This window comes from Demequina sp. TMPB413 (assembly GCF_020447105.2).
In the GTDB taxonomy this organism is placed as follows: Bacteria; Actinomycetota; Actinomycetes; order Actinomycetales; family Demequinaceae; genus Demequina.
In genome coordinates this window covers 1,368,507-1,393,021 of record NZ_CP096184.1, presented here as the reverse complement: position 1 = coordinate 1,393,021, position 24,515 = coordinate 1,368,507, and the positions used below count along the sequence as shown (strand labels likewise).

Below are 24,515 nucleotides of genomic sequence, written 5' to 3'. Positions count from 1 at the left end.
CGCCAGCAAGGGCGGTCTTGGGAAACCAGGGCCGCCCTTGCTGCGTCCGCCCCACGTGGCGGCGCCGATATGGTTGTGGCGGGCGTTCGGCGAGCCGAAACGCTCGCCACAACCATATGTACGGAGGGCGAGCGGGTGGCGTGCTCGGCCTCCCGTGGCGCGGGTTAGGCTCGCTCACATGCCTCACGACCTTCCGCTCGTTCCCGCTTCCGCTGCCGGATCGAGCCTTACCTTCGAACAAGACCACGGCGCTGTCATTCGCCGATCCATCCTTCCCGGTGGTGTCCGCGTCTTCACCGAGCACATCCCCGGCCTGAGGTCCGCGACCTTTGGCGCGTGGATCGGCAGGGGATCGCGCGACGAGACGCCAGAGCACGCCGGATCGACCCACTTCCTAGAGCACTTGCTCTTCAAGGGCACACCTACGCGCGGCGCCCTCGACATCGCCGAGGCCTTCGACCGCGTGGGCGGCGAGTCGAACGCCATGACCGCCAAGGAGTACACCTGCTACTACGCGCGGATCATCGACGTTGACCTGCCCATGGCCGTCGAGGTCATCCTCGACATGGTCACGGGCGCGAAGCTCACGCAGGCAGATTTTGACCTTGAGCGCGGCGTCATCCTCGAGGAACTCGCCATGGCTGACGACGACCCTGCCGACGTCGCGCACGACCGCTTCGCAGAGGCCGTCCTCGGGCGGCACCCGCTCGGACGCCCTATCGGCGGCACGCCCGACATCATCAGGGCGGTGGATCGCGAAGCGGTGTTGGAGCACTACCGCGAGCACTACCGGCCGGAGGGGCTCATCGTCACGGCGGCAGGCGGCGTCGACCACGACGCTTTGTGCGAATGGGTACTGGAGGCTCTCGATCGCGGCGGCTGGGACACGACGGGGGACGTCGTCCCATTGGGCAAGCGCGATGCCTCCGCGCCCGTCGAGGCGACTCTGACGCCCCGCCTCACGATCGTTCGCGACATTGAGCAGGCGCACATTGTGCTGGGCAACCGCGGGCTCGCTGTCGCAGACGAACGCCGCAATGTCCTGGCCGTCATGAGCACGATTCTCGGTTCCGGGATGTCTTCGAGGCTCTTTCAAGAGATCCGCGAGAAGCGCGGCCTCGCGTACACCGTCTACTCCTTCGGCCAGCCGCACGCGGAGACGGGGCTCTTTGGGATGTACGCGGCCTGCAGTCCAGCCAAAGCCGACGAGGTGGCTGGCCTGCTGATCCACGAGTTGGAACGCATGGCGGAGGGGATCACTCCCGGCGAGTTGGAGCGGGCGCAGGGCCAGATCGCCGGCGCCACGGTGTTGCGTCTCGAGGACTCGTATTCGCGCATGTCGCGCCTTGGCAAGGCCGAGTTGGCCTTCGGCGAGTTGTGGAGCATCGGCGAATCGTTGGAGCAGGTGCGGGCGGTCACGGCCGACGACGTTTCCAGGCTCGCAGCAGAGCTTGCGTCACGCCCGCGCGGCGAGGTCAGGGTTGGCCCAGCGTCGTAGCGCACGGCTCGGTCCCGGGTAGTCTCGATACATGATCAACGTCGCAGTCATTGGTGCATCTGGACGCATGGGCAAGGCCGTCGCGGCCGCCGTCGAGGAGGCAGAGGACCTCGCTCTCGTCGCGCAACTCGACGCGGGCGACGACCTCGCGGAGGCAGCCCGTGCCCACGCGGAGGTCGCCGTCGACTTCACGGTCCCGGAGGCCTCAGAAGCGAATGTGCACGCGCTCATCGAGTTGGGACTCCACGCCGTCGTGGGTACCAGCGGCTGGACCGCGGACGCGCTCGACCGCGTGAGTGAACACCTCAAGGAGCGCCCGGAGTTAGGGGTGCTCGTCGCCCCGAACTTCGCTCTGGGCGCGGTCTTGGCGATGCGCCTGAGCGCCGCGGCCGCCAAGTACTTCGAGTCGGTCGAGATTGTGGAACTCCACCACCCCGACAAGGCCGACGCGCCGTCCGGTACCGCGACGCACACGGCGGCCGGAATCGCCGCCGCGCGTGCAGAGGCAGGTGTGCCCCCGTCGCCAGACGCCACGACGCAGGATCCGCACGGCGCCAGGGGAGCGCTCGTTGAGGGCGTGCGCGTGCACGCGGTGCGCCTGCGCGGACTGGTCGCGCATGAGGAAATCCTCATGGGCAATCCTGGAGAGCAGTTCACCATCCGCCACGACAGCTTCGACCGTTCCAGCTTCATGCCAGGAGTGGTGCTCGCCATCCGCAATGTCGACCGCCACCCTGGCCTGACCGTCGGGCTCGACAACTACATGGACCTGTAGTGGGGCTGTTGCGACGCCCGGCCTTCCTGGCCGCGGCGACCACCTGCGCGATCGTCGCACTGTACTTCGCGTTGGTCGCTGGCAGGGCTTTCATGTTCATTCGCCAAGACGACGCGGTGGCGCAGGTCCTTGGCGTGGCGATGCTGGTGCTTCCTGCGATTGGCGTGTGGTGGCTCATCCACGAGTGGCGCACCGGCACCGTGGTACAGCGCATGGCCGATGAGTTGGAGCGCCAAGACCGGTTACCGATCCACGACGGCGAGACCGATGCGCGCGGCAAACTCACGGAGGCGGCTCAAGTCGCTGTCTTCGAGGTGGCGCGCAGGAATGTGGATGACCACCCCGACGATTGGGCTGCGTGGTTCCACGTCGCTTACGCCTACGAGGCCAGCGGGGATCGCGGCATGGCCCGCAAGTCGCTGCGCCATGCAGGAGACCTGTACCGCAGGGCAAAGCGGTCAGACCAGCGCGCGCTCTAGCCCCATCGCCCAGCAGGGTCTTTCAGGAGGCGTCGACGAGAGAGGCATGCCAGAGCTTCTCTGGGATAGTGAGCCCCGGTCCGTCGAGCTCACGGCGCATGCCAGCCTCGCCGAAACCTGCGTCGGCGAGGAAGTTGGCGCGCACCACGTCACGGTCGAGCGCCCAGATCTTCATCTCGCTGCCCCCGTTGTTGCGCAAGTGATCCGCGGCCGCGGCCAGCAAGCGCGAGCCATGGCCGCGTCGGCGCCGCGCAGGGTCGACCTCAAGGGCAACGATGCTGTTCGGAGGGGCCACCGCGGTGAAGCCCACGATGTCCCCGTCGCACGTCGCGACAAAGACTCGATGCCCTGGAGTGGGCGGTTGGGAGATCGCCTCTGCCCACCCTTGAGTAATCGCCGCTTGGTCGAAGGCCTCGTGCCTGCGCCTACCAAGGCGTTCCCCTAGGGACGCCACCCAAGCGTCGACCTGGATGCGGCCGATCTCTTGCTCGTCGCCTAGGCGCGCGGGACGGACGGAAACATCTGGCGTGGCGGACTCGCTCATATCCCCGACACTACGCCGTGAAGCGGTCGCTTGGACAGGACCTGGGTCGAGGTGGCGCAAGTTCATCGGTTGCCGGTTAACGTGGAGTGATGACGATCGCGATCGCCGCACTGGCAGCATTCTTGGGCGTGGGGACTCTTCTTGTCGGAGCAGCGGCAGGATGGCGTTGGGAGTTAAGGCCGCCCGTCGTGGCGGGAGTGATGGCTTTTGGTGCCGGTGCCCTGATTGCGACGCTCGCCTACGAGTTGGTGCATCAGTCGAATGAGGTGGGCGGGATTTGGCCGGTTGTCGCAGGTTTTGCGGCGGGCGCGCTGGTCTATGTGGGCGCCGATGCCTGGGTGAAGCGCCTCGCGGCCAAGCGAGAGCAACACCGCCCTGAGGAGCGCAACGCGACCGCGAAGCGAGGGGGCTCCTCTGGAGGGGTGGCGTACGCGGTCGGCGCTGTACTCGACGGGGTGCCGGAGGCGCTCGTGATCGGCATCTCCGCCGCCATCGGAGGCTTCCCTGCCGCCGCTGTGCTCTCTATTGGCTTGAGCAACGTCGCCGAGGGACTCGCGGGCACCGTGCCTCTCAAGAAGGCTGGCAGGCCGCCCAGGATGGTCTTTGGTTTGTGGGCCGGGATCGTTTGTATTGCCGTCATCGCCGCGGTGCTAGGCGCGGCGCTCATGGCGGGAGCCTCCGGCGAAGTGCGCGCCGTCACGCTCGCCTTCGCGGCTGGAGCGCTCATGGCCATGGTGGTGAACTCGATGATTCCTGAAGCCGTCAATGTCGACCATTGGGCGACAGGCCTCATCGCGTCGACGGGCTTCCTCACCGCCTTCACAGTGTTTGAACTCCTTTAGAGCTTGGCCTCAGCCTCAGCTAGAGCTTGGCCTCAGCCCCAGCCGAGCGCTCTGAGTCCCGCAGCGACGCCAGCGGCCGCGATCACCACCACGATGAAGGGCGCGCGCCGCCACAAGAGGACTGCAGCGACTGCCACGGCGACCGCGCGCGCGTCGAGCGCGAGGGACTGGCCGGTGGTGAAGGCTTGCACTGCGAAGAGTGCGAAGAGTAGCGCCACGGTGAGATAGCTGGCGATGCGCAGCACGCGTGGATGGTCGAGCCATCGCTCAGGAACCAGGTGGCCGGCGGCCTTCGTGAGCCACGACACCAGTCCGGCGGCGATAATCGCTACCCACAGCCATGCGGAGGGGCTCATGGCTGTACCTCCGTCGGCACAGGCCTTTCCGTCGGATCCCGCCAACCCGCAGCGATGGCGATGATTGCGGCGGCGAGGATCGGCAGCCCTGCGGGCAGAACAGGCGTGAGAGCGAGGGCCAGCACAGCGGCGGCCGCAGCCACTGCTTGAGCTTTGCGCGCAGCGAGGCGCGGCCACACGAGGCCGAGGAACGCGGCCGCTGCGGCAGCGTCGAGCCCCCAGGCCTCCGGCTCTCCAAGGTACGCACCAGCGATGGCGCCGACGCCGACGAGGACGTTCCACGCAACGAAGACGCCGACGCCAGCCCACCAGAAGCCAACACGCCGGCGAGCGTCGTCCGTTTCGGGTTGCGCCAAGGCGACCGCTGTCGACTCATCGATCGTGACCTGGGCAGCCCAGGCGAAGCGCCAGCCGCGCATCGGGCGCAAGATCGGGGCAAGCGCGACGCCATAGAAGCCGTTGCGCACGCCCAAGAGCGCCGACGTTCCGACAGCGGCCAACGGTGTTCCGCCTGCACCGATGACGCCGACGAAAGCGAACTGCGAACCTCCCGAGAAGACGAGCACCGACAGCACCATCGTCTGCCAGAAGTCCAATCCCGCGGCCACTGCAAGGGCCCCGAGGCTGAGGCCATAGGCGCCGGTCGCGAGAGAGACCGACAGGGCCTGCTGGCGGACCGGACCGACTCGGTCGCTCCACCTCCCCGGCAGACCGCGTGTCAGGCGGGCCATGCGATGAGGTTGTCCTCGGCATCAAAGGCGAGCGGGCGCTGCACAGACGCCAACGGCTCCCGCGTGAGGTTCTCAGCAGTCGCCGACCAGATATCCGTGGGCTCGACGCCTTCGACACCGGGCATGAGCGTGAGTTCGCGGCCGTCATACGAGTAGCCGCAGCGCTGCGGCACCGCGCGCGACTTCACGTTCTCGGGGACGTGATGGATTTCGACCCGCTCGGCCGACATGAGGGTGAGCGCCACGTGCGTCAGGGCGAGGACCGCTTCGGTGATGTATCCCTTGCCTTCATGATCGACGGCGACCCAGTACCCGATCTCGAGCGCTCCAGGCCCCAGGCGGGTGTGAAAACCGGCCCCGCCCATGTATTCGCCGGTGTTGCGGGCAAAGATGCCCATGGCGAAGTCGCGACCCTCGTCGAAGTCGCTCATGAACTTCTCGAGCAGTTCCGCGCGGTCGGCTGGCGGCAGGGGCTCCGCGCGTGCCCACGGCATGAACGTGGCGAGGTGTTGCTTGCTCGCGAGCGCGACGCGGGACATCTGTTCCGCATCGTCGGCCCTGTAGCGGCGCAAGGTGAGCCGTTCGGTGTCGATGCGGTGGGGCACGTGCCACGCAGTCTCAGGCATGCGCCGATTCTGGCACGGAGCAGTGGTTCCGCTCTCGCCGCCGTGGCACCTCGTGCTTGTGCTTGCGGTGGGCCTGACTACGTCGCGTCCTGGCGACGACGGTATGTCACGATGCGGTAGCCGAGGCCAGTGCGAGATGCCAGGGGTGTGGAAGCCGACGTCGCGCGCCAGTTCTCGTCGGAGAGCTCAGGGGCGAAGGTGTCGCCGTCCGTCACGAGGTCGATTTCGGTGACCACCACCTCGTCGAGGATGGCCGCCGCGTCCTCAAACAACCCGGCGCCGCCAATGATCCAGGCGTCTGTCCCAGGCGAGATGCGAGCGGCAGCGTCAATGGCGTCGGCAAGGGAGGAGGCAATGGTGGCGCCGTCCAGCGAGCCAAGTGAGCGCGACACCACGATGTTCTCCCTGCCAGTCAGCGGCCGGAACCGGGGCGGGAGGGACTCCCATGTGCGTCGGCCCATGATGACGGCGTGGCCGGTGGTGGACGTCTGAAAGTGGGCGAGGTCCTCGGGGAGATGCCACGGCATGCCACCGTCCAGGCCGATGACGGGGCGGCCTGCGGCGTCGCGTGCCTGGGCCCAAATGGCCTTGATCATGGGCGCCTAGACCGCAATGGGCGCCTTGATGCCCGGGTGGTGCTGGTAGCCAAGGATCTCCACGTCGTCGATGTCGTAGTCCATCAGCGTCGGCCGCTGCGCCAACTGCAGAGCGGGGTAGGGGTACGGGTCCCTGCTGAGTTGGAGTCGCGCTTGCTCGATGTGGTTGGCGTAGATGTGACAGTCTCCGCCCGTCCACACGAACTCTCCGACGGCGAGGCCAGTCTGCGCCGCGATCATGTGAGTGAGCAGGGCGTAGGAGGCGATGTTGAACGGCACCCCAAGGAACAGGTCAGCGCTGCGCTGGTAGAGCTGGCAGCTGAGCTTTCCGTCCGCCACGTAGAACTGGAACAGTGCGTGACAAGGCGGCAGCGCCATCTCGTCGATCAGCGCGGGATTCCAGGCGCTCACGATGTGGCGGCGCGAATCGGGGTGACTCTTGATGGACTCGACCACGTTCGCGATCTGATCGATGTGGCGGCCGTCTGGAGCGGGCCACGAGCGCCACTGGTAGCCGTAGACGGGACCCAACTCGCCGTCGGCGTCCGCCCATTCATCCCAAATGGTGATCCCGCGATCCTGAAGCCAGCGCACATTCGTGTCGCCGCGCAAGAACCACAACAGTTCGCCAACGATCGACCGCACGTGCACCCGCTTGGTGGTGATGAGGGGAAAGCCCGCGCTGAGGTCGTAGCGCAACTGGCGTCCAAACACCGACAGCGTGCCGGTGCCGGTCCTGTCGCTCTTCACGGCGCCGTTCTCGAGAACGTCGCGCAACAGGTCCTCGTACGGAGTGGGGATCGCGGTCACAAGGCTCAGCCTACGACGCGGCGGCGCCGACGCGGGGTGCGGCTCGCGTGGGAATGGTGGCGTCGGGCCCGACCGCCCTACCCGCGCGGACAGTACGAACCGTCTTCCCGGACGACGCGCCGCGGGAGGCGCTTGGGGGAGGGTCGCGTCGGCGTGTCGCGCTGCGGTCTGGTTCGAAGTGTCGGCAGAGCGTGGGGTGGGACTGGCGCGAACTGCTGCGTCGGCGGGCGGGGCCGGAACAGGCGCGCACTGCTGCGTCGGTCGGCGCGGGCCCGACCGCCCTACCTGCCCGAGCGAGCGGTAGCGTGGGAGAAGGAGTTCTCGCAGTCCCCGCGGCTGCGCCCACCTCGCAGTCCCCGCGGCTGTGCCCACCTCGCAGTCCCCCCGACAAGGAGCCACATGCAAGCCCTCGACCTCAATGCCTTGGCCACCGAGCACCTGGCCGCCGCCCATGTGGCCTCCAACGGACGCAGTTCCACCAGCATCGTTGGTGACCACACCACCACGCTTCGCAAGAATCTCATCGCGCTCGCGGCCGGCGCTACGCTCCAGGACCACGAGAGCCCAGGCGAGGCGACGTTGATGGTGCTCCAGGGCCAGATCGAGTTTCATGCCGGCGGAGAGTCGGTGACGCTGGCCGAAGGAAGCCTCATCGAGATCCCGCCGCTGCGTCACGGGCTTTCGGCGCTCACCGATGCCGTGGTGATCCTGTCGGTCGCGAAGGCATAGCAGCCAGGCAACGCCCGGCCACAGCGTCGTCGCTGTGAACAGTGCTGACCGCGGGAGGGCGCACCACGCGGTCGCGAGGCGGCCAGTGCGGCGTGCCGCCTGGTTCCCCGGTCAGAACTGACCACCGCGATCGAACCGGTGCACTCACCGTGAACGTGGGCCGATGGGTCTCCAGACACACCGCAGCGACACGCCGACGCGGTAGGTTAGGCGGTATGACCACGCCCTTTGGCACCGTGCTGACAGCCATGGTGACGCCAATGCACGACGGCGGCGCCATCGACCTCGCGTCTTCTCAACGCCTCGCCAAGTACCTCGTCTCACGCGGTTGCGACGGCCTCGTGCTGTCAGGCACCACGGGGGAGGCGCCCACGACGCACGCTCCTGAAAAGGTCGACCTGCTGCGAGCGGTCCGCGAGGCGGTCGGACCTGACATCACGATCCTGACAGGCGCCGGTTCGAACGACACCGCCCACGCCGTGCGGATGGCAGAACAGGGCGAAGAGAATGGCGCCGACGGCATCCTTGCCTTGACGCCGTACTACTCCAAGCCGACGCAGGCGGGGGTGGTCGCGCACATCCGCGCCATTCTTGGCGCGACCAGCCTGCCCGTCATGATTTACGACATCCCCGGCCGCACTGCCGTCGCCATGTCCGACTGGGCGCTCGATGAATTGTCGGGCCACGACCGCGTCGTGGCAGTGAAGGACGCCACCGGCAACGCCAACGCCGCCAAAGAGCGTATCGAGCGTTCCGGACTCGCCTGGTATTCAGGTGACGACCCCCTGACTCTCGACTTCTTGCGCGCAGGCGCGGTCGGCGTCGTCTCCGTCTCCTCGCACATCGCATCACGCGAGATTGCCGCCATGATCGCGGCCTTCAACGCCGGTGACACTGCCGAGGCCGAGCGCATCCACGAGGCGCTCTTGCCCGTGCACGCCGCCATCTTCAATGGGCCTGGCGCTACACACGCCAAGTCCGCCATGCACTGGGCAGGAGTCATACCGAGCAGGGCCATGCGCCTGCCGCTCCTGCCCGACAGCGACGCCGAATACGTTGCCCTGACAGTGGCCCTGGAGGCCGCAGGAATGACTCCATGAACTTTCACCCCGAACTTCCCACCCCGCCGCCGCTTGCTCCCGACACCTTGCGCATGGTCGCGCTCGGGGGACTGGGAGAGGTGGGCCGCAACATGCACGTCATCGAGCTCAACGGCAAGCTGCTCATCATCGACTGTGGCGTGCTTTTCCCTGAGGAGAACCAGCCAGGAGTCGACCTGGTGTTGCCCGACCTCAGCTACCTCGAGGACCGCTTGGACGACATCGAGGCCGTGGTGCTCACGCACGGCCACGAGGACCACATCGGCGCGGTGCCGTTCTTGCTGCGTATGCGCCAAGACATCCCGATCATCGGTTCGCAATTGACGCTGGCGTTCCTTGAAGCGAAGCTCGCCGAGCACAGGATCACCCCAGTCACCCTTGCCGTGAAGGAGGGACAGCGAGAGCAACTCAACGCCTTCGATCTCGAGTTCGTCGCGGTGAACCACTCGATTCCCGACGGTCTCGCCGTGTTTGTGCGCACGTCAGCTGGCACCCTTCTCAACACCGGCGACTTCAAGATGGACCAGTTGCCGCTCGACGGCCGCATCACCGATCTGCGCGCCTTCGCGCGCTTTGGCGAGGAGGGCGTCGACCTGTTCCAGGTGGACTCCACCAACGCCGAGAACCCCGGCTTCACCACGTCAGAGGTGGAGATTGGGCCGACGCTCGACCGGCTCTTCGCGAGCGCAACCGGCCGCGTCGTCGTGGCTTCTTTCGCGAGCCACGTGCACCGCGTTCAGCAGGTGATCGACACGGCGCATCGCCATGGACGCCGCGTCGCCTTTGTGGGGCGCTCGATGGTGCGCAACATGAACATCGCCGCCGAGATGGGCTACCTCACGGTTCCCGATGGCATTCTGGTCGACCCCAAGAAGGCGGACCAGATGCCTGCCGAGAAGGTCGTCTATATGTCGACCGGCTCCCAGGGCGAACCCATGGCGGCGCTCAGCCGGATGGCCAATGGAGACCACAAGGTTGAGGTGGGCAAGGGCGACCTGGTGATCCTCGCGTCGTCGCTCATTCCTGGCAATGAGAACGCGGTGTTCCGCGTGATCAATGGCCTGATGCGCAGGGGCGCCACGGTGATTCACCAAGGCGCCGCGCGGGTTCACGTGTCGGGGCACGCCTCTGCTGGAGAGCTTCTGTATTGCTACAACATCCTGCGCCCCAAGAACGTCATGCCGATTCACGGTGAGGTGCGTCACCTGCTCGCGAACGGCAACCTCGCCATCAAGACGGGCGTGCCTCGCGAGCGGGTCATGTTCGCCGAGAACGGCGTGGTGATCGACATGAAGAACGGCAAGGCCAACGTGGTCGGCGCCGTCGAGTTCCACAACATGTACGTCGACGGTTCCTCGGTGGGCGAGGTCACCGACGCTGAGCTCAAGGATCGCCGCATCCTCGCCGACGAGGGGTTTGTCTCGGTCTTTGTGGTGATGGACTCGTCGAATGGGCGCGTGTTGTCGGGGCCCGACATTCACGCGAGGGGTATCGCCGAAGACGACGGCGTGTTCGAAGCGATCATGCCAGAGCTGAAGAAGGCGCTGGAAGAGGCCGCGAAGTCTGGTTCGGTGGACAACCACCAGTTGCAGCAGGTCATGCGCAGGGTGGTGGGTCGGTTTGTGGGCACCAAGTTGCGCCGCAGGCCGATGATCGTGCCCATCGTCATCGACGCGTAAGCAGCTTGAGGGGGAGTACGGATGCCGCAATGGACTGCGCTCCAAGAGCGGGCGGAGCGATTCCGCCGCGCCTGGGATCGGACGCGCGACCGGCGTGATGTCGCGCTCCGCCTTGCGGGCATCGCGGTCTTGTTGGTGGCGATGGTGTGGCTCCTGAACGCGAGTCGATCGGTTGAGGTTCCCGATGTGGAAGGGATGAACGTCCACGGCGCGGTCAAGGAACTCAACGAGGCGGGAATCCCCTTCGAGGCCGACGGCGTCTACGGCATCGTCATCGACCAGTGGCCCAACGGTGGCGACCGGTTGTTCCGATGGCAGGACCTGACGCTCACGTACGAGTTCGAGGGCGAGGAGTTTGAAATCACGGGCGGGCACGAGGAAGAGGCGGGCTGACAAGACGAGCGGCCCCGCGATCGGTTCGAGTTGCGGCTGGGTTACTCCGAAGTCACCGGCATGAAGATCCGCATGGTCGAGGGGCCCCTATTCGCCCAATCGCGGTAGGGGATCAGGTCGGCGACGAAGGTCTCGTCATGGCCGGAAGCGGTCGCTGCAGACTCGGAGTAGGGCCAGGGCTCATCCCCATCGCGGCGCCGACGAAGAGCGACCCTCGCGCCCGTGGGAGTGAGTTCGACGGGAACCCCTAGGTCGACCTCGACTGACTCCGTGTCAGCACCCGACGGCAGGTCGACCGACTCGAGTGCGAGCACGAGGGGCCCGCGCTCAATCGCAACCTGGCCCCGTACGTCGTCAATGCGAGGGTCAGGGCGGACCACGCGAGGCGTGACAGGCAGATCAAGGGTGACGCGATCGCCGGGATTGGCGACGCCACGCAGACGCACGTAGCCGCCTTCTATCTCGGCAACTAGACCAGGATTGTCCGTGGACCATGCGGCGCCATCCTGAGCCCACGCGGGGATACGCAGCGCGAGCTCGATGGGCGTGGGCGGCGCTGCGGCCACGGTCACGGTGACACGGCCTTCGTAGGGGTACGCGGTGTCCACTTGGACCGCGAGCACACCGTCGTCCAACTCGCACCTGGCCGAGAGGTTCGCAAACTGGTGGATCTGCATTCCTGTGCCGGTGCGAGTCACAAAATACAAGTGCGCTGATGCGAGGGTGCGGGCGACATTTGTGGGGCAGCACGAGACGTCGAACCATGGGGCGCGCATGCTCGATTGGGCGCGCGGGCTGGTGACGTCCTCGTGGGGCGGGACGCCAGGAGCGCGTTGATGCAGGGTGTTCGAGTAGAAGAACGCCCGGCCATCCGCCCGCGGACTCGCGAGTACCGCGTTGAACAGCGTGCGCTCCATTACGTCGCCGTACCGGGCGGCCCCTGACTTCAGGAGGAGTCGCCAACTGACCATCACGGAACCGATGGCGGCGCACGTCTCCGCATAGGCGCGGTCATGAGGGAGTTCGAAGTCCTCTCCGAATGCCTCGTCGCGGTGGTGGGAACCCATTGCGCCAGTGATGTAGGTGCGCCGTGCGAGCGTGGCCGCATATTGGCTCTCGACCGCCAAGATCAGCTCTTCATCCCCGCGCTCCTGTCCTACATCGAGAGCGCCAGCGGCGAGGTACAGCGCGCGCACTGCGTGGCCGGTGAGCACGTGCCCCGACCTCACCGGCCTGTCATCTTGAAAGTAGTCCTGGCCATACTCGATGGGCTTCAAGAGTCCGTGGCCGCGTCGCTCGACGAGCGTCGCTGCCAAGTCGATGTAGGCCTCGGTGCCGGTGGCGCGGCCGAATTCCGCCAGCGCCACCTCGATCTCGGGATGCCCGCCGATGGCCTTGCGACCGTCGTCGCCAAACTCGACGACGAGGAAGTTGGCGAGGCGGCGCCCGACGGCCGGCAGCTGGTCGTCGTATCCGGTACGAAGCCTCGCGACCGCCGCCTGGAGCAAGTGGCCGAAGCAGTACAACTCGTGGCCCCACTCCAGGTTGCTGAAGCGGGCCGGTTGCCCCGGACGCCCAAATGACGTGTGGAGATAGCCGTCGTGCTCCTGAGCGGCCGCCACGCGTCGAACCAGAGAGTGATACGTCTCAGCGAGTTCGCTGTCGCCCCTCGAACCGATCTCCCACGCCATCGCCTCAAGGAGCTTGTACACCTCCGAATCGACAAACTCGATCCCGGCGTGTTCGCCGCCTAGTGTGCCGTCAGCCGCGCGATCAAAGTTGCTGAGCCATCCGGCGCTCTCCACCCACGTGAGGCAATGGGGAATGATGGCTGCAGCGTTGAGGCGTTGCAGGTCGTACCAAAAGCCGCCCGTCATTGTCAGTTCGCTGGGCGATAGGGGCGTCAGCGCACCCGAGCGGGGCACGACGGGCCCGCCGAGTTGGCGTGCTGACGATCCGGAGCGGGCGTCGCGCAGGACGGAGGGGTGGGTCACGGAGGAATCCTTTGCCATGGTGATCGATATCAGTCTTTGAGGGCGCCAGAAGTGACACCGGCAGCGACGTAGCGCTGAGCGATGACGAGCAGGACGGCGGCTGGCACAGACGCGACGACGGCGGTCGCCATGATCGCGTTCCAGTCCTGAGTGTTGTTGCCGATGTACCGGAAGATGCCGATGGTGATCGGCTGGTGTTCGCCGCCCCTGTTGAGCGTCGAAGCGAACAGGAAGTCTGACCAGGACCACAAGAAGGTGAAGAGCGAGACGGACACCACCGAGTTGCGGCTCATCGGCAGCACGATCGACCGGAAGGTCCGCCATGCGCCCGCGCCATCGATCTGCGCGGCCTGGATCAGTTCGCGAGGAATCCCGATCATGAACGCCGTGAAGATGAGGACGCCGAAAGGTACGGCCAGGGTCGAATCGGCGACGATGAGTCCGGGGATCGTGTCGAGGACACCCCAATTGTTGAACAGGATGTAGAAGCCCATCGCCATGATGATCCCCGGGATCATCTGAGCGATCAGGAGCACGAAGTTCAGCGCTGCACCGCCCGCGGGGCGCAATTGTGCGAGTGCATACCCAGCAGGCGCGGCAATGACGAGCGTGAGTAACACCGTGCCAAGACCCACGACGAGGCTCGTTCCCAGGTAGGGGAACTGCTGCTCAAGCACTTGCGAGTAACCGCTGAACGTCGGGTGCAGCGGAAAGAGCGACGGCGGGTCCGCGCGCAGGCGGTCGGGCGGCGTGAGCGACACGTTGACCATCCAGTACAGCGGGAAAAGCATGATCGCTGTCAACACGACGCCGATGATGGTGGTGCCGAGCTTGCGTGGCGTTTTCACTGGCTGAGGGCCTTTCGTTGCGCGCGAACGTAGAAGAGTCCGAAGGCGAACGCAATAAGGATGAGGATGTTCGCCACGGCGGCCGCCGGGCTCAGTTGGGGCGAGCCGCCGCCAAACCCGAGCCGGTATGACCAGATCGCGAGGGTCGCTGACGAGTCGCCTGGTCCGCCACGCGTCATGACCCAGATGATGTCGAACACCTTGAGCGTGTAGACGAGCCCAAGAAGCAATGTGATCGCGCTCACGGGCCGCAGGAGCGGGAACGTGATGGACCAGAAGTTGCGCCACGGTCCCGCACCGTCAATGGACGATGCTTCATACAACTCGGTGGGGATGGACTGGAGTCCGGCGTACAGCAAGACGAGGTTGAACGGGATGCCGATCCAGATGTTGGTGATGAGCACCGCGACGAGCGACCAGTCGGGCGATGTCAACCAGAAGACGGGGTCGACGCCGATCCACGACAACGCCGCATTGACGATGCCTGACTCGCTGTTGAGCATCCATGCCCAGGTGGAGGCTGACACGAGCAAAGGCAAGAGCCACGGGACCAGGAACAGCGCGCGAAGCGTCGACGATAACGGGAACTTGCGATAGAAGAAGACCGCCAGCGCAAGACCGATGGCGTACTGAAAAAGCAGCGACACCCCGGTGAACACGAAGGTGTTCGACAAAGCCGTACGGAACGTGTTGTCAGACAGGACTTGGCGGTAGTTCTCCCAGCCAGCCCACTCCGCCTCGCCGCTGATGAACGACCGCAGGGTGTAGTCGCGGAAGCTGAGGTCAAGGTTGGTGTACAGCGGGTAGGCGTAGAACAGAATCAAGTAGATGACGATCGGCGCGAGAAAGGCCCACGCTGTGACTTGTCGGCGGGCGGCGGCGCGGCGCGCCGCCTTCGGCGCGGGGGAGGGGGCGACCGAGGCCGCCCCCTCCTGCACGCCGTGACGCTCGACACCACCGTGTCTGTGAGTCGTACTCGTCTTCATGACGTGCTCCTTGACGGACGTAAGGCTGGTGATGTGGACGCGAGGAGGTTAGTTGATCCTCGAGTCCGCCTCTGCCTGTGCCTCCGCAAGAGCCTCTTCTGGCGTAGCGCCGCCGCTCAGTGCGACCTGGATGGCGGTATACAACTGCTCGGAGATGATCGGGTACGCAACTCCAAGGTTGTCAGCCGTGCGGGGCTTGGCGTCCCCAACTGCCTGGACCCAGAAGTCGGTCGCTCCCGCAGTGTTCTCCGCCGCTTGCGCCTGGGAACCCTCTGCCGTCGGAGCGACGTAGCCAAGCGCGGTGGCTCCGGCCGATCCGTCGGCCAAGCACTCCACAATTTGTGCCGACGTGGCGTACCGAGACGTGTCGCTTTGGACAGGGATGGACATGAACTCGCCGCCGGTTGGAGCTGGGGCCGAGCCGCCGTCCATCGCGGGGATCTGGATGACGTCGTAGCCAGCCTCGTCGGCCGCGCCCTGGAACCAGGAACCGTTCTCCGCGAAGGCGTACTCGCCGGTCAGGAACTCGTCCCAACTGGTGCCCTGCGTGTTCGTCAGCACCGATTGCGGAGCAAGACCGCTGGAGACCCAGTCGGTCCACAACGTCAAGGCCGCCACAGACTCAGGCGCATCGAGTTCGCGCAAGTCCGCCCCTGCACCCCAGAACCAGGGAAGGAATTGGAACGTCCCCTCCTCGGTGCCGACGGCTGAGAAGGTGATGCCCTTGTGGCCTGCGTCGACGACTTGCTGCAAGGCTGCAGTGAGCGACGCGTAGTCCGTCACCGAGGCGATGTCTACACCAGCGTCGGCCAGTACCTCGGGGTTGTAGTAAAGCCCGAGCGTGTTCGCTCCGACGGGCACGCCGTACACCTCACCGTCGATCTCGCCTGCACTGAGAATGTTCTCCTGGATGTTTGACACATCCAGGCCGTTCTCGCCCGCCGTCGTCAGCAGGCCTGCGTCGGCAAGAGTGGACACCTTGGGGTTGTCCACCATTGCGATGTCGGGGAGGTTGGAAGCTGCGGTGGTGAGGTCCTTGACCGTGTCGCCGGTGTTGCCGCTGTTGCGGTCAATGGTGATGCCGAGTTCCGCGGCGCAAGCGTCGATGGCTTGTGCCCACGTGCTCTGGTCGTCGCGGTCGGGGTACGGGTCCCACAGGGTGTAGGTGCCCCCGGTTTCTGCTGCGGTCGTTTCGTCCGATGTGACCGTTGGGTCAGCAGGATCGCTGGAGCAGCCGGCCAGCACTCCCACAAGAGTCAAGCCCGTGAAGGCGATCCCGATGCGGGTCGCCAGGTGGTGATTGGTCGTCACTGTGTTCCTCCTTGAACGTGTCGCGCATCGCTGTGTCTAGCACCCGCGCTCGGGGTGCCACCTCGTCCGTCGACGCACTTCAGTGTGCGGTGCTGCGCTTGTCCTTCGAAGCGCAGCGCTCGCCACCAAACGAGGTTGCACAGCGACGCTAAGCGCTTTCGGTATTTTCGTCAAACACTTCTTTTCTCGGCGTTTCGTGCTTCAATATGAGCGTAACTCCCGACTGAAACGCACCGAAAACGAAAAGAGGTGATGCGCGTGGCTGTCACGCTCAACGATGTGGCAAAGCTCGCAGGCGTGTCGATCGCGACGGCCTCGAAGGCGCTTAACGGGCGCGATCAGGTCAGGGCGTCGACTCGCGAGCGCGTCTTCGCAGCCGCGCAGACTCTCAACTTCACTCCGAATCCCTTCGCTAAGGCACTCAACGAGCGCCGCACCGGAACCATTGGCATGCTGTCGAGCGATCTGGACAACCGCTTCGTGCTGCCGGTGCTACTGGGCGCTGAGGACGCCTTTGGGGCTGGCGCCACGTCGGTCTTGCTGTGCGACGCGAGAGGCGATGCTGTCCGCGAGCAACACCACCTGAGAACGCTTCTTGCGCGTCGAGTCGACGGCATCGTTGTCTTGGGGCGCACGACCAACCCCCGGCCGTCCATTACGGCGGGCATACCCGTTCCCGTCGTGTACGCGTACGCTCCTTCCGACTCCCCTGACGACACGTCTTTCACCCCCGACAACTACATGGCTGGGCGCCTCGCCGTGGAGCATTTGCTCGATAGGGGGCGCACCTCGATTGCCCTCATCAATGGTGAGCCGTCCTACTCGGCGGCGACAGACAGGGCGGCGGGCGCGAGGGACGCCATGGCCGATAGAGGCCTCACCCTCGAGGGATCAGACGGGCTCTATGGCCAGTGGACGGAGAGTTGGGGCCGCCAGTGCGCCGCGACCCTGCTCGCTTCTGGCAGGCGCCTCGATGGCATCGTCGCTGCGAGCGATCAGATCGCTCGAGGCGTCCTTGACTACCTGCGCGAGGCAGGGCTGCGCGTTCCAGAGGACGTCGCCGTGATCGGGATGGACAACTGGGACATCCTTGCTCAGTCGGCGCGACCTCCGCTCAGTTCAATCGACATGCAGTTGCAGGAGCTGGGCAGGGCCGCCGCGAGGGCGTTGTCGACCGCGATTGGTGGCGCTTCCCATCCGGGAGTGAACCGTTTGCCGGTGCGCGTGGTGCCGAGGGAGTCAACCGCGAGTGTGTAGAGCGGGGCGGGCATGGATGCGTGAGTGCCCCGCGGGGGGCCGGGTGTGAGCACCGCCCGCCGTGGCTCCACCTCAATGTGAGTGTGCCGACGTAGCCTGGGGGCACTATGGCTCAGTCTCGTCCCACGCGCACCCGCTCGCAGTCAACGTCGCGCGGTCGCGCCCCAGCACGATCCAATTCGCGCCCCGCCTCGCGCTCGCGCAAGCCACAGCCACCACCGTGGCCAGTGCGCGCACTCAAGGGCCTCGGCTCTGGCTCGGCGCGCATGGTGGGCGGCGGCGTTCGCCGCATGGGGCAGGGAGCTCGGGACGTCCCGCAAGACGTGCGGCGTGACGGGCTGGCCCTATTCCTCATCATCCTCGCGATCCTGGTGTCGGCGAGTGAATGGTTCCAACTCGACAACTGGTTTGGCCACGCATTGCACCGCGTCGCCGCAGGCACCTTCGGAGTGATGGCGCTGGTGCTACCTCTGTTGCTCGTGGCGATGGCTGTGCGCCTGTTCCGCGCTCCTCAAGAGGGCGACGCCAACTACAGGATCGTATTCGGATCGGTGCTCCTGGCGCTCGCGGTCGGCGGCATCATTCACATTGCCAACGATGCGCCGTCGCCGTCCGACGGTCTGGTTCCTGTTCAAGAGGCGGGGGGCATCCTGGGATTCCTTGTCGGCACGCCGCTCGCGCAACTCTTGACGGCGCCGCTCGCCGTCACCGTGTTGGTGCTGCTCGCCATCGCATTCACGTTGTTCATCATTGGGAAGCCGCTACGAGAGGTCGTGGCCGCCGCAGTCCAACTGGCTAGGCGGCTGGCTTCCGGTCGCGCAGTCGGCGACGATGACGAGGATCAAGACCTTGACCTTCCAGAGCACGGCACCCTCGAGCCAAAGAAGAGGGGAAGCCTGCGACAAAGGGCAGCCGATGCGAAGCGTCGGCGACTTGACGGCGGCTATGAGGCTGATGAGGCCTTCGCCTCTGCGGCGTCCCGCGAACACAGTGAGTTCGACAACCTCGTGAATCCGACGACAGTGCTGCGTGAGGAGGGACCCACTCAAGAGGATCCCACCGTGCCAACGCCGCTCGATGGTTCGCCTCGACACGTGATGCCCAGCCACGGCGTCGTCTCCCCGTACGCGCCCACAGGGGATCCCGAACTGGATGCCTTGGACGCGGCCGACGCGCAGGTCACCACCAGGATTGAACGCACCGCTCCTCCCACCACCGTGGTGCCGGTAGGGGAGCAAGGACAGTTGGAGAACTCCAACCCTTACGTGTTGCCGGCGCTCGAGGTGCTCGCGAAGGGTGCGCCCCACAAGACCCGTTCCAGCGCCAACGATCGCGTGGTCGAGTCGCTCACGAGCGTGCTCAACCAGTTTGGCGTCGACGCGACCGTGACAGGGTTCATGCGTGGTCCGACAGTGACGCGTTACGAGGTCGAGTTGGGCCAGGGCGTCAAGGTCGAGAAGATCACGCAACTGTCCAAGAACATCGCTTACGCCGTGGCCAGCCCAGACATCCGCATCCTGTCGCCCATCCCCGGCAAGATGGCGATCGGCATCGAGATTCCCAACACCGACCGCGAGACGGTGTCGCTGGGCGACGTGCTGCGATCCCCTGTGGCGTTCAAGAATGACCACCCCATGGCGATCGGCATCGGCAAGGACGTCGAGGGCGGATACGTCATGGCGAACCTCGCCAAGATGCCTCACCTGCTCGTCGCTGGAGCGACGGGTGCAGGTAAGTCGTCCTTCGTGAACTCCATGATCACCTCGATCCTCATGCGCGCCACGCCTCAAGAGGTGCGCATGGTGCTCGTGGACCCCAAGCGGGTGGAACTGAGCATCTACGAGGGCATCCCTCACCTCATCACGCCCATCATCACCGACCCCAAGAAGGCCGCTCAAGCCCTCGAGTGGGTCGTGAAGGAGATGGATACCAGGTACGACGACCTGGCGATGTTCGGCTACAAGCACATCGACGACTTCAACAAGGCTGTGCGCGCTGGCAAGGTTAAGCCGCTTCCAGGCTCCGAGCGCAGGATCACGACCTATCCATACCTCTTGGTCATTGTCGACGAACTGGCAGACCTCATGATGGTCGCGCCCCGAGACGTCGACGACTCGATTCAGCGCATCACGCAATTGGCGCGCGCCGCAGGCATCCACTTGGTGCTCGCCACTCAGCGGCCGTCCGTCGACATCGTGACAGGCACCATCAAGGCCAACGTGCCTTCGCGGCTCGCGTTCGCCACGTCGTCGCTCGCCGACTCGCGCGTCGTGCTCGACATGCCCGGCGCGGAGAAGTTGATTGGCCAGGGAGATGCCCTGTTCCTGCCGATGGGAGAGTCAAAGCCCATGCGCGTCCAAGGGGCTTGGGTCACCGAGTCGGAGATTCACGCTGCGGTCGAGCACGTCAAGACGCAGGCCCAGCCGCAGTTCAGGGACGACGTGGTGGTGGCAGGCAACCAGGCCAAGGTGGCAGAAGACATCGGCGACGACCTCGACGACCTGCTCGCAGCCGCCGAGCTGGTCATTACGACGCAGCTCGGCTCCACATCGATGCTGCAGCGCAAGCTGCGGGTCGGCTTCGCCAAGGCGGGGCGCCTGATGGATCTTCTCGAAAGCCGCGAAATCGTCGGTCCCTCTCAAGGCTCAAAGGCGCGTGAGGTTTTCGTCACTCCAGACGAATTGGCCTCCACACTGGCTATTCTGCGAGGCGCCTCCTCGGATACGGTGAGGGGCACCACCACTAGCGAATCCGAGGAACCACCGTGGGAGGACTCGTAGAGCTACTCCAGCAGCCAACCGTGGCTGCTGGTGCGGCTTCGCTTGTCCTCGTGGGTTTTGCCCTCGCTTTCTTCTCATTCGTGAGGTCGGGCAAGGCACGGCGCGCAAGGGACGAGGCGGTCAAGCGCGAACGGAGCCTCCGCCGCCAGTTTGAGGCCATCCTGTCTTCCGCACGCGACGGCGTGCTGATCACCGCGCAGACGGGTGAGATCGTGGTGCTCACCGACATGGCGGCTCAGATGATCGGCGTCGACAGAGCCGCCGCGATCGGTAAGCCGTTGGGCCGCTTGCCCTTCAAGGGAGTGGACGAACACATGCGCCCCGTCTTGGCGCACGAGGCCTTCGCTCCCGGTCGCGACGACGTGCGTCCGCGCATCCTTGGAGTACCTGGCCGACGAGGGCAGGACGACTTGAGGTGGTTGCAGGTCAGCTGTCGTACCGTCGCCGACGCTGTGGGCGGCGCTCCCGCCACGGTCACGACACTCATGGATACGACAGGTCTCCAAGAAGCGGCCGAGGCGCTCAGTCGAGAAGAGACGCAGTTCCGCCGCGCCATGGAGAATGCGCCAGTAGGTATGGCGCTCGTCGACCTTGAGTGGCGCCTCATGGAGGTCAACCGAGCCTTCGCCGAACTCATGGGCTCCACCGTGTCCGCGCTGCGCGGGACCCCCTTCAGTGCACTGTCGCACCCCCATGACCTGCAAGCGGAGAGAGAGCAGCTTCAGCGCCTTTACGAGGGCCTTCAGAGCCGCTTCACCCTGGAGAAGCGCTACGTGCGTGCCGACGGCAACGTGGTGTGGGCCGTCGTGGACGTGGCACTCGTGCGCTACGCGGGCGGCGCCCCCGACCACTACGTCGTCCAAGTGCGGGACTCAACAGATGACCGCCTGAACTCCGAACTGATGGCACACCGCGCGATGCACGACCCCCTGACGGGGCTTGCCAACAGGACCCTCATGCAGGACGTGTTGCAGCGCGTCCTCGAGCAGCCAGACGCGACGCAACGCGTCGGCGTCATTGCCGTCGACCTCGACGGTTTCAAAGGGCTCAACGACCGCTTCGGTCACGCCACGGGCGACAACGCGCTGGTTCACGTCGCAGGAGTGCTGCGCTCGGCGACGGCTGGGCGGGGCACGGTGGCACGCATCGGCGGCGACGAATTCGTGATCGTGGTCCAGGATGCCGATGCCTCGAAGGCCCTCTACGAGATCGCCTCGGCGATCCACGTGGGTTTGAAGAGGCCGCTGCAGGTGAAGCGTCACCAACTGAACTTGCATGCCTCGGTGGGCATCGCTATTGCTGACGACGACACGATCGAGGGCGGAGCGCCGAGCCTGCTCAGCGCCGCAGACGCCGCGATGTATCGCGCGAAGGCGCTGGGCAAGTCGCGCACTGAAGTCTACGAACCCTCAATGCGCGCGACGAGCGAGAACCAGAGCGCGCTCGCGGGAGAGCTCGCGCGGGCGATTGAACGCGGCGACCTGGTGCTCCATTACCAACCAGTGATGGAACTCGAGACCCGCACGGTGGTCGGCTACGAGGCGCTCGTCCGTTGGCAGCACCCCACGAGGGGACTGCTGTTGCCTGGGGCGTTCCTTGGACTGCTCGATGACCGCAAACTCGCCACCCAGCTCGGAACGGCGCTGGTGGAGCAGGCGGCTGTGTTCCTCACTCAGTGCCCGTCCCCAGCCACCTGGGTCTCGCTCAACGTCTCCGCCGACCAGTTGGGCGATAGCGAATTCGCCACGTCGGTGCTCGGCGCGATCGCCGCCCATCACTTGAGCCCTCAGCGTCTCGTGGTGGAGCTGACGGAAGCGTCGCTCGTCGCCCCCAACACGCGGATTCGTCACGAACTGACGGAACTGCGCAACGCAGGGGTTCCCATCTTGCTCGACGACTTCGGCACTGGCGTCTCACCGCTCAGTTACTTGCGCGATTTGCCGGTGTCAGGGGTGAAGCTGGATATGTCTTTCGTTGCTGGCATTCCTGAGGACCCCGCAGGCGCCCGTGTATCGAGAGCGCTCGGGGCGTTGGCGCGCGAACTCGGCCTCGCGACGATCGCGGAAGGTATTGAGACCGAGTCGCAAGCCGAGTTCCTCGTGCGCTGCGGTTGGCGATACGGCCAGGGCTGGCTCTTTGGCGTTGCCCAGCCAGCCGCCGCAGTGCTTGGACTCGGGATGGAGTTCACGGCCAGCCTGATCGACCCGCGCCCGCAAGAGCACGACAACCCCTTCGACCTTCCTCCGTTGCACACGCCGCATCTGTAACGGCGCGCGCGCGAGCTAGCCACCGCTAGTGTTGAGACGTGGTGCGAGAGGTCCCAAATCTGCTCACCGTGCTGCGGCTCATCGCGGTGCCGGTGATGCTCGCATGCCTGGTGCAGGCAGGCGACGCCGAGGCTGGCTGGCGCTGGCTCGGGTGGGGGATCTTTGTCTTCGCCGCCGCGACCGACGCGCTTGATGGGTACCTTGCGAGACGCTGGCAGGCCGTCACTGCCTTTGGCAAGTTGGCCGATCCGCTCGCCGACAAGGCACTCGTCCTTGCAGCTCTTGGCTTCCTCGCGGTCAACCACGAGACCCCGTGGTGGCCGCTCATCATCATCGCCATCAGGGAAATTGGAGTGACGCTGGGGAGACTGGCCGTCGCTCGCGATGTCGTCATCCCCGCCTCGTTCGGTGGCAAGGCCAAGACAGCGCTTCAGGTAGCGGCAATCTTCTTCCTGCTGCTTCCGACGCCGTTTGCCTGGGTCGACACCCTCGGCTGGTGGCTCTTGCTCATCTCCGTGGTCGCTGCCGTGGTCACCGGGCTGGATTACGGGTGGCGCATCTTCGGCGTGGCCAGGCGGCATGGTGCGAAGCCGACGGTGCAAAGCCCAGTCATCGCCGACACCGTCGACCCGAGCGGACATGTGGGCTGAAGCGGCCCGAGCGGTCGCTCTTGCGCGTGACGCAGGGGTGACGCTTGCGACCGCCGAGTCCCTCACGGGCGGCCTCGTGTGTTCTGCGCTCATCGAAGCGCCAGGAGCATCGGGAGTAGTCAAGGGAGGCATCATCACCTATGACCTCGACGCTAAGCACCATCTTCTAGGCGTGAGCAGAAGGCTCCTTGAAACCGAGGGTCCCGTGAGCCAAGCAGTGGCGGCCTCCATGGCCCGTGGAGCGCGTCGGCAGACGGGCGCCGATATCGCCGTGGCGACGACGGGAGCCGCGGGGCCAGAACCGCATGGAGGAAAGCCTCCCGGTACCGTCGTCGTCGCGGTGGTGGGGCCCCAGGGCGAACGCGTCATCACCGTCCACCTTGACGGCGACAGGGACGAAGTCCGCCATGCCACAGTGGGCGTGGCGCTGATGCATCTCGAGAAAATGGTGTCGAGGTTGCCACACCGCTGAATTCCCGTGCGTTGGCGGGAACACCCCTGCGGTAGTCTGCGTTGGACTAGACATGCACGATGCAAGCACGATGAAAGGAGCACGAATGCCTGTCCTGCGCAACGAACTCGGCGATGTGCTCCGTGATGCCCGTCTGGGGCAGGGCAAGACGCTCCGCGACATTTCCTCGCAGGCGCGCGTCTCCCTCGGATACTTGAGCGAGGTTGAACGCGGCCAGAAGGAAGCGTCGAGCGAACTGCTCGCGTCCATTTGCGATGCCCTTGACGTGCCGATGTCGGCCATTCTTCGCGACGTGTCGGAACGCTTCGAGATGGCGGAGGGCCTCATGGACGCCCGGTCGCTCTCCCGCATGCCGATGATGCCGTCGATCCCCGACACTGTTCCAGAGCTCCTGCACTCCATCGAGCAGTAGGTTCGCTTGCGTCTTTCCGAGTTCCGTGACGCTGTCGCTGCCGCGTTCGGGGAGTCCTATGCGCCCACCTTGTGCCGCGAGATGGCGCTCACGTCGCTTGACTCGCTCACGGCGCAGGAAGCGCTCGAGCGGGGCGTCGCCCCTAGAGACGTATGGCATGCGCTGTGTGACCAGATGGACGTTGACGCCGCGGTGCGCGCGGGCCGCGACCCTCGGATGATCATTCCTCCCCGCCGCTAACGGCGTGTCGCAACCGATCGAACATGCGTTCGATTAGACTCGTACCCAAGGCGCACATTTCTCGCCTTTCCCCAGCAAGGGATGTTGAGACGGCGGCTTGTCAGACCCCGGACGTAACGTCGTGGTGAAGGACAAGGCAC

The 24,515-nt window shown here is 65.6% G+C and carries 25 protein-coding genes; 15 read left to right on the top strand and 10 right to left on the bottom strand.

Translation table 11 applies throughout. The features are described from left to right. Positions 1-178: 178 nt before the first annotated feature. Genes LGT36_RS06745 through LGT36_RS06735 form a run of 3 tightly spaced genes read left to right on the top strand, consistent with a single transcriptional unit; the run spans position 179 to position 2,752 of the window. The gene (locus LGT36_RS06745) at positions 179-1,498 is read left to right on the top strand and encodes a pitrilysin family protein (RefSeq protein ID WP_226095202.1); all 1,320 of its coding nucleotides are present in this window, start codon (positions 179-181) and stop codon (positions 1,496-1,498) included. A gap of 31 nt (positions 1,499-1,529) precedes the next feature. After that, positions 1,530-2,273 (top strand): 4-hydroxy-tetrahydrodipicolinate reductase, encoded by a 744-nt coding sequence (dapB, locus tag LGT36_RS06740; RefSeq protein ID WP_226264679.1) that lies wholly within the window; start codon positions 1,530-1,532, stop codon positions 2,271-2,273. After that, complete coding sequence (locus LGT36_RS06735; protein WP_226094860.1) at positions 2,273-2,752, top strand: hypothetical protein; 480 nt, start codon at positions 2,273-2,275, stop codon at positions 2,750-2,752. The genes dapB and LGT36_RS06735 overlap by 1 nt, the downstream gene beginning before the upstream one ends. 22 nt (positions 2,753-2,774) lie before the next feature. Here the strand turns inward: LGT36_RS06735 and LGT36_RS06730 are convergent, their stop codons facing one another. Continuing rightward, entirely contained in the window at positions 2,775-3,296 is a 522-nt protein-coding gene (locus tag LGT36_RS06730) for a GNAT family N-acetyltransferase (RefSeq protein ID WP_226094862.1), read from the bottom strand. 89 nt (positions 3,297-3,385) lie between these two features. Here LGT36_RS06730 and LGT36_RS06725 point away from each other — a divergent pair, with 89 nt between their 5' ends. Further along, positions 3,386-4,138 carry a ZIP family metal transporter gene (locus tag LGT36_RS06725; RefSeq protein WP_226094864.1) on the top strand — a complete coding sequence of 251 codons (753 nt, stop codon included), beginning with the start codon at positions 3,386-3,388 and terminating at the stop codon, positions 4,136-4,138. A 32-nt stretch (positions 4,139-4,170) separates the two neighbouring features. On the opposite strand, the gene LGT36_RS06720 is transcribed toward LGT36_RS06725, so the two are convergent. The 5 genes from LGT36_RS06720 to LGT36_RS06700 form a co-directional block, all read right to left on the bottom strand. Then, entirely contained in the window at positions 4,171-4,494 is a 324-nt protein-coding gene (locus LGT36_RS06720) for an AzlD domain-containing protein (RefSeq protein ID WP_226094866.1), read from the bottom strand. Further along, entirely contained in the window at positions 4,491-5,225 is a 735-nt protein-coding gene (locus tag LGT36_RS06715) for an AzlC family ABC transporter permease (protein ID WP_226094868.1), read from the bottom strand. Before LGT36_RS06715 ends, LGT36_RS06720 begins: the two co-directional genes overlap by 4 nt. Beyond that, positions 5,213-5,851, bottom strand: coding sequence for a GNAT family N-acetyltransferase (locus tag LGT36_RS06710; protein ID WP_226264680.1), 639 nt, complete (start codon positions 5,849-5,851; stop codon positions 5,213-5,215). Before LGT36_RS06710 ends, LGT36_RS06715 begins: the two co-directional genes overlap by 13 nt. Before the next feature lie 77 nt (positions 5,852-5,928). Next, positions 5,929-6,447, bottom strand: a complete 519-nt coding sequence (locus LGT36_RS06705; protein WP_226094635.1) for a dihydrofolate reductase — start codon at positions 6,445-6,447, stop codon at positions 5,929-5,931. Positions 6,448-6,453: 6 nt separating this feature from the next. Next, positions 6,454-7,257: a thymidylate synthase gene (locus LGT36_RS06700; protein WP_226094636.1), complete on the bottom strand. Its 804-nt coding sequence runs from the start codon at positions 7,255-7,257 to the stop codon at positions 6,454-6,456. Positions 7,258-7,656: 399 nt separating this feature from the next. Between LGT36_RS06700 and LGT36_RS06695 the strand changes: the two genes are divergently transcribed. From LGT36_RS06695 to LGT36_RS06680, 4 genes are all read left to right on the top strand, one after another. Further along, positions 7,657-7,986, top strand: a complete 330-nt coding sequence (locus LGT36_RS06695; protein WP_226094637.1) for a cupin domain-containing protein — start codon at positions 7,657-7,659, stop codon at positions 7,984-7,986. A gap of 215 nt (positions 7,987-8,201) precedes the next feature. Beyond that, positions 8,202-9,086 (top strand): 4-hydroxy-tetrahydrodipicolinate synthase, encoded by an 885-nt coding sequence (dapA, locus tag LGT36_RS06690; RefSeq protein WP_226094858.1) that lies wholly within the window; start codon positions 8,202-8,204, stop codon positions 9,084-9,086. Beyond that, positions 9,083-10,765, top strand: a complete 1,683-nt coding sequence (locus tag LGT36_RS06685) for a ribonuclease J (RefSeq protein WP_226094854.1) — start codon at positions 9,083-9,085, stop codon at positions 10,763-10,765. Before dapA ends, LGT36_RS06685 begins: the two co-directional genes overlap by 4 nt. Positions 10,766-10,786: 21 nt before the next feature. After that, on the top strand, positions 10,787-11,158 hold the full coding sequence (locus LGT36_RS06680; protein ID WP_226094852.1) for a PASTA domain-containing protein: 372 nt from the start codon (positions 10,787-10,789) through the stop codon (positions 11,156-11,158). Between the two features lie 41 nt (positions 11,159-11,199). On the opposite strand, the gene LGT36_RS06675 is transcribed toward LGT36_RS06680, so the two are convergent. From LGT36_RS06675 to LGT36_RS06660, 4 genes are read right to left on the bottom strand one after another with little or no spacing between them, the layout of a single operon-like run. Then, on the bottom strand, positions 11,200-13,152 hold the full coding sequence (locus LGT36_RS06675) for a glycoside hydrolase family 127 protein (RefSeq protein ID WP_370634338.1): 1,953 nt from the start codon (positions 13,150-13,152) through the stop codon (positions 11,200-11,202). A 29-nt stretch (positions 13,153-13,181) separates the two neighbouring features. Beyond that, positions 13,182-13,943: a carbohydrate ABC transporter permease gene (locus tag LGT36_RS06670; RefSeq protein ID WP_226096634.1), complete on the bottom strand. Its 762-nt coding sequence runs from the start codon at positions 13,941-13,943 to the stop codon at positions 13,182-13,184. 53 nt (positions 13,944-13,996) lie between these two features. Continuing rightward, the gene (locus LGT36_RS06665; RefSeq protein WP_226096616.1) at positions 13,997-14,986 is read right to left on the bottom strand and encodes a carbohydrate ABC transporter permease; all 990 of its coding nucleotides are present in this window, start codon (positions 14,984-14,986) and stop codon (positions 13,997-13,999) included. Between the two features lie 48 nt (positions 14,987-15,034). Then, on the bottom strand, positions 15,035-16,297 hold the full coding sequence (locus tag LGT36_RS06660; RefSeq protein ID WP_226096617.1) for an extracellular solute-binding protein: 1,263 nt from the start codon (positions 16,295-16,297) through the stop codon (positions 15,035-15,037). 252 nt (positions 16,298-16,549) lie between these two features. On the opposite strand from LGT36_RS06660, the gene LGT36_RS06655 reads away from it, so the two are divergent. From LGT36_RS06655 to LGT36_RS06625, 7 genes are all read left to right on the top strand, one after another. Beyond that, positions 16,550-17,554 (top strand): LacI family DNA-binding transcriptional regulator, encoded by a 1,005-nt coding sequence (locus LGT36_RS06655; protein WP_226096635.1) that lies wholly within the window; start codon positions 16,550-16,552, stop codon positions 17,552-17,554. A gap of 227 nt (positions 17,555-17,781) precedes the next feature. Next, positions 17,782-20,334, top strand: coding sequence for a DNA translocase FtsK (locus tag LGT36_RS06650; RefSeq protein WP_226096618.1), 2,553 nt, complete (start codon positions 17,782-17,784; stop codon positions 20,332-20,334). Beyond that, a complete protein-coding gene (locus LGT36_RS06645) occupies positions 20,319-22,601 on the top strand; it encodes a bifunctional diguanylate cyclase/phosphodiesterase (protein WP_226096619.1) in 2,283 nt (760 codons plus the stop codon). Before LGT36_RS06650 ends, LGT36_RS06645 begins: the two co-directional genes overlap by 16 nt. Positions 22,602-22,639: 38 nt before the next feature. Next, entirely contained in the window at positions 22,640-23,251 is a 612-nt protein-coding gene (gene pgsA, locus LGT36_RS06640; protein WP_226096620.1) for a CDP-diacylglycerol--glycerol-3-phosphate 3-phosphatidyltransferase, read from the top strand. Then, on the top strand, positions 23,241-23,723 hold the full coding sequence (locus LGT36_RS06635; RefSeq protein WP_226096621.1) for a CinA family protein: 483 nt from the start codon (positions 23,241-23,243) through the stop codon (positions 23,721-23,723). The genes pgsA and LGT36_RS06635 overlap by 11 nt, the downstream gene beginning before the upstream one ends. A gap of 85 nt (positions 23,724-23,808) precedes the next feature. Beyond that, a complete protein-coding gene (locus tag LGT36_RS06630; protein ID WP_226096622.1) occupies positions 23,809-24,135 on the top strand; it encodes a helix-turn-helix domain-containing protein in 327 nt (108 codons plus the stop codon). A 6-nt stretch (positions 24,136-24,141) separates the two neighbouring features. Beyond that, on the top strand, positions 24,142-24,375 hold the full coding sequence (locus LGT36_RS06625) for a DUF3046 domain-containing protein (protein ID WP_226096623.1): 234 nt from the start codon (positions 24,142-24,144) through the stop codon (positions 24,373-24,375). Positions 24,376-24,515 lie beyond the last annotated feature (140 nt).